This window comes from Paraburkholderia aspalathi (assembly GCF_905220735.1).
Classification (GTDB): domain Bacteria; phylum Pseudomonadota; class Gammaproteobacteria; order Burkholderiales; family Burkholderiaceae; genus Paraburkholderia; species Paraburkholderia aspalathi.
In genome coordinates, this window is sequence record NZ_CAJNBA010000006.1 from 251,246 (window position 1) to 263,346 (window position 12,101).

General features: G+C 55.8%; 9 protein-coding genes. 8 read left to right on the forward strand and 1 reads right to left on the reverse strand.

The window, feature by feature from the left end; all coding sequences use genetic code 11:
* Positions 1-7 precede the first annotated feature (7 nt).
* Entirely contained in the window at positions 8-364 is a 357-nt protein-coding gene (locus KHO30_RS30305; protein ID WP_211703152.1) for a nucleotide pyrophosphohydrolase, read from the reverse strand.
* 691 nt (positions 365-1,055) lie between these two features.
* Here KHO30_RS30305 and KHO30_RS30310 point away from each other — a divergent pair.
* From KHO30_RS30310 to KHO30_RS30345, 8 genes are all read left to right on the forward strand, one after another.
* On the forward strand, positions 1,056-3,743 hold the full coding sequence (locus tag KHO30_RS30310; protein WP_211703153.1) for a type VI secretion system Vgr family protein: 2,688 nt from the start codon (positions 1,056-1,058) through the stop codon (positions 3,741-3,743).
* A complete protein-coding gene (locus tag KHO30_RS30315; RefSeq protein ID WP_211703154.1) occupies positions 3,743-4,606 on the forward strand; it encodes a hypothetical protein in 864 nt (287 codons plus the stop codon). The genes KHO30_RS30310 and KHO30_RS30315 overlap by 1 nt, the downstream gene beginning before the upstream one ends.
* A 79-nt stretch (positions 4,607-4,685) precedes the next feature.
* On the forward strand, positions 4,686-5,843 hold the full coding sequence (locus tag KHO30_RS30320; RefSeq protein ID WP_211703225.1) for a glycosyl hydrolase: 1,158 nt from the start codon (positions 4,686-4,688) through the stop codon (positions 5,841-5,843).
* A gap of 301 nt (positions 5,844-6,144) precedes the next feature.
* Positions 6,145-7,302 carry a glycosyl hydrolase gene (locus KHO30_RS30325; RefSeq protein WP_211703226.1) on the forward strand — a complete coding sequence of 386 codons (1,158 nt, stop codon included), beginning with the start codon at positions 6,145-6,147 and terminating at the stop codon, positions 7,300-7,302.
* A 123-nt stretch (positions 7,303-7,425) separates the two neighbouring features.
* Positions 7,426-7,875, forward strand: a complete 450-nt coding sequence (locus KHO30_RS30330) for a DUF3304 domain-containing protein (protein WP_211703155.1) — start codon at positions 7,426-7,428, stop codon at positions 7,873-7,875.
* 10 nt (positions 7,876-7,885) lie between these two features.
* Positions 7,886-8,317 (forward strand): hypothetical protein, encoded by a 432-nt coding sequence (locus KHO30_RS30335; RefSeq protein ID WP_211703156.1) that lies wholly within the window; start codon positions 7,886-7,888, stop codon positions 8,315-8,317.
* 235 nt (positions 8,318-8,552) lie between these two features.
* A complete protein-coding gene (locus tag KHO30_RS30340; protein WP_211703157.1) occupies positions 8,553-11,111 on the forward strand; it encodes a type VI secretion system Vgr family protein in 2,559 nt (852 codons plus the stop codon).
* Positions 11,111-12,100, forward strand: coding sequence for a DUF4123 domain-containing protein (locus tag KHO30_RS30345; protein ID WP_211703158.1), 990 nt, complete (start codon positions 11,111-11,113; stop codon positions 12,098-12,100). The genes KHO30_RS30340 and KHO30_RS30345 overlap by 1 nt, the downstream gene beginning before the upstream one ends.
* Position 12,101: the final 1 nt, after the last annotated feature.

Genomic DNA, 12,101 nt, shown 5'->3' on the forward strand with positions numbered 1-12,101 from the left:
TTGATTCTTAGTCTTGGTAATCGGAGTACTTGCGCGAATCTCCCCGGACTTTTTCGGCGGGATATTTCGTCCGATTGACATCCATTTTTTCCAAACAGGCTTGATAGAGGTCGACATCAAGCTTGTCTGCGAGGCGAACGAGGTAGAGCAATACGTCTGCCATTTCGTGACGAATGGCGGTTTGCTTGCTCTCGTCCAGTTCGCTCTTTTCGCCGGTGGTCAGCCATTGGAACGGCTCCAGTAGCTCACTCGCCTCGACGCTTAGAGCTGTCGCTAGATTCTTTGGCGTGTGGAATTTGTCCCAGTCGCGCTCATCCGCAAACTGACGAACGAGGTCGCGCAAGCTAGCAAGGTCACTTTGCATCTCAAAATCTCTTCGGGTGATGGCTCCCCCAAACGGCTGGGGATGACTAATCGGATCGGTCTTGCGGGGTGAATAGGGCGCTAGAGGCGTCCCTGCTCGAGTGGGCCGCGTAGTCCCTATCTCGATAATAGGTGATGATATAAGACCAGGCGGTTTGATGCGTGCGTAATTAGCTGCGTCGCTAGCGCGAGGCTTCACTCGCCAGATGGCGCAAAGAACGAGTTAGCGTCGTTGACTGGAGGGCGAGGCTGGCTTGTAGTGGCACAGGGCGTCGAATAGCCCGGTGTGCCAAACGCTCTCAAACGGGATATAGAAACAAGCGGTCTTGGAAGGGCCGGACAACTTTGCCGGGTAGCGCAACCGGTCCATCGCCGTTTGTAGTAGCTAAATGAGAGTTGGCGACCCCTTGTTGTCACGGACACGACACGCGCCTAGCCTCTTTGCCTGACAGACGTCGCACGAGTTCGAGCATGTCGAAGCCCGACCGGCGTCCCGCATCGTCCAACGTTCCGCTCAGAGCACACTCAATGAAGCCTCGATAAATCCGTCAAAAATGCCTAATGCATATTGAATCATCGATATAAAAAGCATTTAACATTCTTCATTAATTCAATTTGCCTAGTCTCGTAAATATTTTGTAAAATCGCGCGACTACGCGGGGGCGCGTGAAAAGCAAACCGAAAGAGGCAGTATGGGAGCCCAGGACATAATCGCGGCAATAACCGGCGGACTCGCCCAAAGCGACCGCCTGCTGAAACTCGACGCTCCCCAGGGAAGTGACGTTCTGGTTCCCCAGCGTGTCATCGGTCATTCACGAATCGGCCGTCATTACGAATTCACCGTCGACGTCGTGTCCACGTCCAGCACCGTCGAACTCAAGACGCTGATCGCCCAACCCGTAACGCTGTGGCTCCAGCAGACTGACAAGTCATATCAGCCACACCACGGTTACGTGCACACCGCCCGCCGCCTTGGATCGGATAGCGGACTCACTAGCTACCAGATCGCGTTCGCATCGTGGATGCACTTCCTGCGCTTTCGCAAGGATGCGCGAATTTGGCAGGACAAGTCGGCTGACGAAATCCTGACCGATGTCTTCAATATGCATCCACAGGCTCAAGGTGCATTTCGTTTTGCCCTGAGCAAGCCGCTGCCCTCGCGATCGTTCTGCGTGCAATATGAGGACGACTGGAATTTTGCTCATCGACTGATGGAAAGCGAAGGGCTGTTCGGATACTTCGAGCAGGCAAGCGACGGCAAATCGCATACGTTCATCGTCACGGACAATCTCGACACGTTCCAGCCTGTTTCGCCCCAGTCCGTCGACTTCTATCGCGCGGGCACGAACAGCGAAACGAATGCCCTGGTTCAGTGGTCAGGGACCCGGACACTACAAAGCACGACGCTCACGACCCGCACATTCGATTACAAGGCACCAGCCTCGCCAGCCAATCCGAAGGGCACAAACATCCCCACACTTCCCACACAGGGGAATCTGCCTCAGCAGACCGAAGTCTATGAATACACCGGCGCGTACACCTATGGTAGCCAGGACCGGGGCGATGCGCTTTCGAAAATCCGCATGGAAGAATGGGAATCGAGGGCAAAGCGTTTCTTTGGCTCAGGTGGCGTGCGAGGTGCGGATGCCGGTCGCTGGTTTGAGCTGAATGATCACCCGGCTCACGCCTCGGATAGCGAGCAGGACCGGCAGTTCGCCGTTATCGAGGCCGCATGGTTCATCGAAAACAACCTCCCGGTGTCCAGTCAGGCCACCGATTTCCCGCACAGTCTGCAAAGCGAACTGAAAACGATCCGGGCGCGTTACACGCCGCAGGCCAACGCGCTGACCATCAGTCATGCCGATGGCAGCGAGGGCTTCTTCCTCGTTCAAATTGAGGCGCAACGCAAAGTTGTGCCGTATCGCAGTCCGTTGGTGCATCGGAAGCCGGAGATGCGCATGCAGTCGGCAATTGTCGTCGGCCCCGCTAACGAAGAGGTCTACACAGATTCGTTGAACCGCATCAAGGTGCGCTTCCACTGGGACCGGCTTAATAGTGGCGATGAAAAAGCTTCATGCTGGGTCCGCGTCGCCATGTCGGATACGGGCGGGGGATACGGTGGCGTGCACGTGCCGAGAGTCGGCGAAGAGGTCCTGGTTAGTTGGGTAGACGGCGATTGCGACAGGCCGCTCGTAACGGGCCGCGTTTATAACGGTGCGACGCAACCCCACTGGCATTCCAATGGCCTGCTATCCGGATACAAGTCCAAGGAATATCAGGGTAGCGGCTACAACCAGATGGTGATGGATGACTCGACGGGTCAGAATCGTGTTCAGTTGTATTCCACGAGCACGAATGCGCATTTGCACCTGGGTTATCTCATCGCTCAGACTGACAACACACGTGGGTCATATCTGGGCAACGGTTTTGATCTGAAGTCCGACGCATATGGCGCGGTGCGTGCCGGTCAGGGCCTGTATGTTTCCACGCATGCGAAATCAGCAACGAGCCAGCAACTTGACGTGCGCGAGGCGAACTCGCAACTGGTGAACTCGGAAAGCGTGTTGGAAGCGATGTCCGACGCGAGCACGACGCATCAGGCTGAAAGTCTCAAGGACGGAAACGACGCATTAAAGTCTTTTACCGATGCTACCCAGAACAGTGTTTCGGGCTCGTCGTCGGGTGGCAAGACAGCGGGCGGAGGAACGGGCAACGCCAATGCGTTCAAGGAACCCGTCATGCTCTTCGGCAGTCCGTCAGGCATCGCCCTGTCCACGCAGAAATCGGCCCATGTATTGGCGGACCAGCACATTAATTTCGTGAGCGGTCAGAGCACGCACGTCGCGACCGGTAAATCGTTGATTGCGAGCGTCGCGGAAAAACTCAGCCTGTTCGTGCAGAACTCAGGGATGAAACTCTTCGCGGCCAAGGGCAAGGTGGAAATTCAGGCGCAGGCGGATAACATCGAATTCACCTCGCAGAAGACGTTGAAGCTGCTTTCGGCAACGGAAAAGATCGAAGCCGCCGCAAAACAGGAGATTCTGCTGACGTCTGGAGGTGCCTATATTCGCCTCAAGGACGGCAACATCGAGATTCACGCTCCGGGCAAGGTTGATATCAAGGGCGGCCAGCACTCGTTCGCTGGGCCAACGCAAATGTCCACAGCGCTGCCTGCCATGCCCGGATCGGAAGGTAACTATGACCAGGCGTTTATCGCACATTGGGCCGGCACGGATATCCCCGCGGCCAACACGAAGTTCCAGATGTTCTCTGATGGCACGCTGATTTCACAGGGTGTCACGAACGAACTGGGCGAAACAGGACTCACACAAAGTCACGTGCCGAAAGATGTGGTCATTAAATTTCTGGAGAACCATTGATGGCTGACACGCAGGACTCCGTCTTGGGAACGGGGACATCAATGCTGACGCCGAGCGGTTATCAAGTCCGCCCGAAGGTTGCGCTGAGCAGTTGCAACAAGATAGTGCCGCCTGCGGCAGATTCGATTATCGGAAAATGTCCGTACTACTACCAGCCACTACATGGTGAGTATCTTGAAACGGTGGAGAAAGTCAGCGTCTCAAGCGCATGGGAGACGGTAAAGGCTTTCGCAACTTCGTGGGACCCGTGGAAAGATAAGGAAGTCGCACGTCGTTTGCTGCATCGGCGCGAGCAGTTGATTGCACCTGAAAGCACCGATTCCGATTGGTCGCGCCATGGCAATTTCATGATGCGGCATATCGGGTGTGGGCATAAGCCGCCTTCGTATTACGTCGGCTATGGGTACTACTACTGCTCTACTTACGGGGCTAAGCTGTATCCGAGATTGAGTCCGGAGGGGCAAGCATGGTTGCGGAGTGCCCGGTGGTATCTGCAAAAAAACATGGAGAAAGGGTTAATGCAAAACATGCAGGGCGACGAGATTCAAATGAGGAGCCAGAAACCAGGGAATGGTAGCTTCAGCTTGCCGGCGCAACAGTACGAGCTTGAACTCGACGACGATAAGTTCAAATCCTTCGCATTCAAGACACACCCCCTCGCTTATCTGGATGGAGGTCTCGCAGATCTTCCTGTTTCGGATCTGGTAAAAATCTCGGCGCAACCGAACATTCAGGAGTGGGGCGACGGCAGAACGTGGGAGCAGGCAGTCGACAGTGGCAAAGTGGTTCTGCCGAATATGATTAACCACTCAGACATGGATGATCCGGTCGGCAAAGCTCTCAGCCGTCTGTTGACGAAGTGATATGCAAAAAGCGAAACGTTGGAAGGCTTTAATTGGCGGGCTTGCGCTGCTGGCCGCCGTAACCTATGGATACCAGAGCATGAAGACGGGCTGGGAAACGATCACGACCACTTTTTCAAAGAGTGACAAACCCTACGGCGGTGGCGCATTTCGTATTCACGATAGCCAAGTCATAAGTCTTAAGCTCGCTGATCCAGTGATCACCTTCAAGCCCGCTGATCAACTGAAAGATCCACAGGTTGCAGAGCCGACCGAAGCCTGGATGAACGATACGGCCGAATTGCTGAATCGTGGAACTGTGAATTTTTTGCGCGGGACGCTCGACGGCGGTTTGACGCGCACGTTCCAGCAGCGCGGTCAGGATGCCGCTTGGTGGTATTCGAAAGACTGGCGCACGGTGTATGTCAGCACAGGATGGATGGATTACAAAGCGCCTCGCCCATCGAACGGGTTGGCGCCGCAAATTACGAAGCTCTGGCGCTCCAACGATGGCGGTCAGAACTGGACTCAATTGAGCTGGCAGGAAGACCACAACATCGGAGAGTTGCTGTTTCTTGATCCGCAGCGTGGTTATGCAATCGGGTGGGGGCCTCACGTATGGCGCACCGCCGATGGTGGCCAGTCGTGGCACGAAATCAAGGTGCCTCCGCTTGCCGATGTTGGCAAGGCTCGCAAAAGGTTTGATGCAGTAAATCTAGGCCCCGATGGTGTGTTGCGCGTTGCCTACTATGTCGAACAATTGGACGACGTCAAAACTTCGAGTCTTATCTACCGGCTGGCCTGGGACCAACAGGGCTTCGAGCAGGATGTCGTGCTGCCGAACCAAACGGTGGTCGACCTCCAATCGTCCCCGGAAACAACTGGGGGTTATTCTCTCTATGCGTTATCCAGGCTGGGCACGCCGCGCAATCTGGACGATCCGAGCGACAAGGGGCGTCGCATAGGTGCGCTCTCAACATGGGGGAATGGCCAGCGACTCAATGTGCAGCAATTGCACACGTTTGACAACCGCTTGATGCTTGATGGTCTCAGCGCAGGCAAGCAAGGCGTGCTGCTGGTCTATGCGACCGATGCGTCGGGGGATGGCGCGCCACTTGACCTCACATTCATCAGCAAGGATTTCGGAAAATCTTGGGACGACCTGAATGACGGGGCGGCTCAAGGTGGCTACTTTGATCCCGATACGAACACCCAATATGCGCTGTTTGCCTACACGCTGAAGAAACGGAAGTTGTAGCAATGTGGGCTTATCGTCATTGCAGGCAGTGAACTCGGCGATAAGCCCTTTTTCATCTGGATGTAGAGCGCCTTTGCCCGTCCGTCGATGGCGCAAGTCAATCTTGCCTTCCGTCTACACTGGAGCTCAGCTCAGTCAAGCCTTGAGCAAGTGCTGATCGCGCGTTACGTCGACGTCGATGATCCCGTCGACAAAGTACCCGGTCGTCTGTTGGCAAAATGACATGCGAAAATCGAAGCGCTGGAAGATGCTATTACTCGGCCTCGCCTCACTGGCTGTTTTAACCTACGGACACCAACGCCTGACGACAGGTTGGGAAACGGTCACGACCACTCTTGCCAAAGGTGACAAACCATACGGCGGTGGGGCATTTCGTGTTCGTGGCAACGACGTCATCAGCCTCAGGACTTCAGGACCGGAACTGAAGTTCAAACCGGCAAGTGAGCTCAAAGATCCCGATGTTGCGGAGTTCACTGAAGCATGGATGGATGACTCTTCCGAACGGCTAAATCGACGCACAGTAGCTTTCCTGAAAGGGACGTTTAATGGTGGATTGACGCGGACCTTCCAGCAGCGTGGTCAGGATGCCGCCTGGTGGTATTCGAAGGACTGGCGCACGGTGTATGTCAGCACTGGATGGATGGACTACAAGGCACCTCAGCCTGCTGATGGGCTGGCACGGCAAATTACCAAACTCTGGCGCTCCAGCGACGGTGGCCAGAACTGGACGCAATTGAACTGGCAGGAAGACCACAACATCGGACAGTTGCTGTTTCTTGATTCACAGCGCGGCTATGCAATTGGATGGGGGCCACACATTTGGCGCACTGCGGATGGTGGCCAGTCGTGGCACGAAGTTAAGGTGCCGCCGCTTGCCGATGTTGGCAATCCCCGCAAAACGTTCGACGCGGTGAATCTCGGTCCCGATGGCGTGCTGCGTGTTGCCTACTACGTCGAACAATTAGGCGAAGTTAAGACGGCGAGCCTTGTCTATCGGCTGGCTTGGGATCAACAGAACTTTGATCCGGAAGTCGTGCTGCCGAACCAGACGGTGGTCGACCTGCAATCGTCCCCGGAAACAACCGGGAGCTATTCACTGTATGCCTTGTCGCGGTTGGGTGCGCCGCGTAATTGGGATGACGCGAGCGACAAAGTGCATCGCACAGGCGCGCTCTCAACATGGGGAAATAGTCCGCACCCCGACGTGCAGCAGGCGCATACCTTTGACGGCCGATTGACGCTTGATGGTTTGAGCGTCGGTAAGGAAGGTGTGCTGCTGGTCTATGCGACTGATGCGACCGGTGACGGTGCGCCGACAGATCTTACTTTTATCAGCACTGATTCCGGCAAATCATGGAAAGAACTCAATGAGGGCGCGGCTCAAGGTGGCTACTTCGATCCCGATACGAACACCCAATACGCGCTGTTTGCCTACACGCTGAAGAAACGGAAATTGTAGCAATCTGGGTTTATCGTCGTTGCAGGCTGCGAGCTCGACGATAGCCCCGCCGATCGTGGCGAGACTGCCTTACCATCCGAACCAAATGTTGCAGCCTAAACTCGCCTAACTACGGAGCTTCCATTGATAGTGACGCCAGCCAGCCTTACATCACGCCTGACGCAGGTGATCGCGTTCGGCTGGCTTGTCGTTACCCCGCTCTTCGGCTGCACGCAGAAGACGATGGAATTGCAAGTGGTCGTCTACAACTACTGGCCCCGCGCTATCGCGGACGTCTCGGTAGACGGCCAATATGCCGGCGGCTCATATGGATCGTATGGCATAGATGGCACCGGTGGAAAGATAACCTGCTGCGTAAGAGTCAAGACTGGCCAGGTAACGGTCGACTGGACTCTCGACGGCCCAGAGAACTCGCCGCGCCTCGGCGAGCACATCCATGCACACGGCGCCTTGGAAAAGGTGCCGCCCGATGCTCAGTTTCTCGCAGTACATATCTATCCCGATCAGACGGTCGCGTTAGAAGCGTCTCGGCAACTTGCTGATTCACGGCCTCCTAAGGGGACAGCACAATGAGGCCAATTGAATGAGTACCACCGCAAAGGTCGTGGATCTTCGGATCCTCGAACGCAACCCGGGTTACGACAGGGAGAACAATCCTCGGCGATTAACCGTCGCAGAATTAACACCCGTTGAACTTACTTGGAAGTCGGACGGTATTCACCGCAGCATCCGCAATCTGGCTGGCGTGATCGGAAGACTTCTTCGCGATGCGAGCGGCATCGCTGTCGTCGAGGCTCCGTATAACCCATCGGGCAATCGCGCGTATATCGCGAATGCGGATGGGTCATTTAGAGCGCAAATTCCGGCACAGATCGGAGCCGAGCGCGTCACGTTTTACGACGTGATCGAAACTAAAGACGCCGTTGCATTTTTGGCTGCGGCGCCTGGAAGGGATGTCCGTATTGAAGTGCGGCAGGCGGACGGAGTCGTGATGCAGGTCGCAGAGAGTCGGTAGATGACGTGAAGTATCCCGCGAAGAACCGGCGATCGGTATCCGCCGTAGAGGTGCTCCGCCGTTAGCAAGCATGAAAACTACAGTTATTTTTACCGTTATTCAAAAGGCATTGTTCTCATAAGCAAAAATTGCTGGTTTAACATTTGTTTCCTCTTTATAGATTGCGGTAAACGTCTGATCTTTTGTAATATCGCGCGATAGCGCGGGGGCGCAAATTGCATAAATAAGAGGCGGTATGGGTGCGCAGGACATTATCGCAGCGATAAAAGGGGGGCTGGCGCAAAGCGACCGCCTGCTTAAACTGGATACGCCATTGGGCGCTAATGTCCTTTTGCCACAAAGGCTGGTGGGTCATTCCCGGCTCGGTCGGGATTATGGATTCACGCTGGATGCCGTTTCCCCGAATGACAGCATCGAACTTAAGACGCTGATTGCCCAGCCAGTCACACTCTGGATCCAGCAGACCGACCAGTCGTACGCCCCGCACCACGGTTATATCCATACCGCCCGCCGTTTAGGCTCCGACAGCGCGATAACCAGCTATCAGATCGGTTTTGTCTCCTGGATGCATTTTCTGCGCTTCAGAAAAGATGCGCGCATCTGGCAGGATAAACCTGCCGATGAAATTCTCACCGATGTATTCAATATGCATCCGCAAGCGCAGGGTGCATTCCGCTTTGCACTGCGCAACACGTTGCCGCAACGCTCGTTCTGCGTGCAGTACGAGGACGACTGGAATTTCTGTCAGCGGCTGATGGAAACGGAAGGGCTGTTCGGCTATTTCGAGCAGGCCACTGACGGCAAATCGCACACGCTGGTGATCACTGACGATATCGGCAGCCTGCAGCCGCTGTCGCCACAGACGGTGGATTTCTATCGCTCCGGCACCAACAGCGAGACGGACGCGTTCGTTCAATGGAGTGGCACACGCACGCTGCAGAGCACGACGCTTACCACCCGCACGTTCGACTACAAGGCGCCGTCGACGGGTGTGAATCCGAAGGGAACGACGGTCCCTACGCTCACCACTCAAGGCAACCTGCCGCAGCAGGCGGAGGTGTACGAGTACACGGGTGCCTACACATACGGACAGCAGGACCGCGGCGATCAGTTGTCGAAGATTTGCATGGAAGAGTGGGAGTCGCGCGCGAAGCGTTTCCACGGTGTGGGCGCGGTACGCCGCGTCGATACGGGGCGCTGGTTCGAACTTCAGGACCATCCGGACCACAGCACGGGCAGCCGGCAGGAGCGGCAGTTTGCCGTCATCGGCGTTGAGTGGGTGATCGAGAATAACCTGCCGGTGTCGAGCGGCACTACGGATTTTCCCCATAGCCTGAACGGAACCATCGCGGCCGCCCGCGCCGCGCATGGCACGGATGCGTCGCTGGTGATCAAGGCCAGCGATGGCAGTGAAGGCTTCTTCATGGCCACCGTCGAAGCGCAGCGCAGAACAGTCCCGTTCCGCAGCCCGTTCGAGCACCGCAAGCCGAAGATGCACATGCAGACGGCCATCGTGGTCGGCCCGGCGAATGAAGAAGTCTTTACGGACGAACTGAACCGTATCAAGGTCCGCATGCACTGGGATCGTCTCAACGATGGAGATGAGAACGCGTCGTGCTGGATGCGCGTGGCCCAGTCAGATACCGGTGGTAGTTATGGCGCAGTGCATGTGCCTCGTGTCGGCGAAGAAGTAATCGTATCTTTTCTCGATGGCGACTGCGATAAACCCATCATCACTGGACGCGTCTATAACGGAGCGAAGACGCCTGACTGGCACTCGAATGGGATCCTGTCGGGATACAAGTCGAAGGAGTATCGGGGCAGCGGCTACAACCAGATGGTGATGGATGATGCGACCGGACAGAACCGCGTGCAGCTTTACAGCACAAGCACGAATGCGCAGTTGCATCTTGGCTATCTCATTGCGCAAACGGGTAACTCGCGAGGCGCGTATCTTGGGAGTGGGTTTGATCTGAAGTCGGATGCATATGGTGCGGTGAGAGCAGGCAAGGGCTTGTACGTCTCCACACATCCGACAACGGGCGCATCCAGCCAGCCGCTCGACACGCACGACGCAAACAGCCAACTGGTCAGTTCCGAAGGCGTGATCGAAGCGCTGTCGCAGACAAGCGAAATGCATCAGGCGGAAAGCTTGAAAGATGGCAGCGATTCGTTGAAGTCTTTCACGGATGCGACGCAGAACAGCCTGTCAGGTGCGGCAGGCGGAGGCAACACAGCAGGCGGTGGCACGGGTAGTGCAAACGCGTTCAAGGAGCCGATCATGCTGTTCGCGACGCCGGCAGGCATCGCGATGTCGACTCAGAAGTCTGTACACGTGTCCGCCGACCAGCAAGTCAATCTAGTCAGCGGGCAAAACACGAACATCGCGGTCGGCAAGTCACTACTCGCGAGCGCCTACGAAAAGATCAGTCTGTTCGCCCAGAACGCAGGGATGAAGCTTTTCGCCGCGAAGGGAAAAGTAGAGATTCAGGCACACCTCGATAACATCGAGCTAACAGCGCAGAAGACAGTCAAGCTTCTTTCGGCTACAGCCAACGTCGAGATCGCGGCCAAACAAGAGATATTGCTGACCTCTGGTGGCGGTTATATCCGACTAAAAGGCGGTGATATCGAGATTCATGCGCCGGGCAAGATCGACATCAAGGGCGCGCAGCATTCATTCAATGGGCCGGTAAGAGGCGACTACCCGTTGCCGGTCCTGCCACAGTCCACATGCAAGGAATGCTTGCTAGGTTCATACCATGGTGTGGAATCGATTACTGAGGTTGGTTGATGGACCAAATGGAGCAGAACATCGCGGAACTATCACAGGACGATGGCTGGGCGCAGTGGCTCGCTCGTTTGGATGCAGTCTTTGACGAACAGTCGGCCTCTGATCGCCCGGTGTCGCTTTACATTCTGGCCGATTCGCGCGCGAACTCGAATGTCGAAGAGATGCTTGCTGAAGTACCGGATCTGCAAGTTACTTCATTGTGGGACGGCTTGGCGGTCGAATCGTTTAGGGACATCGCCCCTTACTTGATCCGAGTCAGCAAGGACGACCTCGAGAACGAGAACGGTGCACGTCATCAATTGGTAAAGCGCTTGTGGAATGAAGCCAAGGATCTGCACATGTTGACCTGGTTCTGGTCTCCAATCACCGCCGACGTCATCACCGCGCATCTCAAGCACTATTGCGTGTACACCCTGCCGAATCGCCAGGGGTTCTATTTGCACTTCTACGATAACCGCGTTCTGGAGCGTGTGCGGAAAGTCTGGTCCGTAGCCGAGCAAAAGCAGTTCGTTTCACCTTTTAGTGCGATCTGGTATCGGGATCGCGAATTGAAGAACGTGGTGTGGGCCAATGCTGACGCGCTGGCGCACGTTGCGAGTGAAGGCAGTCAATCACTAACTGACCAGCAGCACGTTCAGCTTTTGGACTTGGGCTATCCCGACAAGGTGGCGTTACAGCTGAAAGCCTTGTATGGCGATATCGTGGCGCAGTTGCCGCCACATGAGCTTTATCGCGGCGTCGTCGAACAATTGGAGCGCGCAGCGCGCTATGGTATCGAAGGCGATGATGAACTGTTGAACTATGTGTCGAAAGGCATCGTTCTATCTCCGCGATTTGATGAGCATCCTGCTGTTAACGAGCGCCTCATACGCGCTGCGCAGGGGGAAATAACGGCGAGGGACGCACTCACAGGTGTCGACAAGGAAGTGTGGGGACAGGTTGCCCAAATGCCTGCTTCTACCTCTGCCACGCAATCACGCATTGAATAAG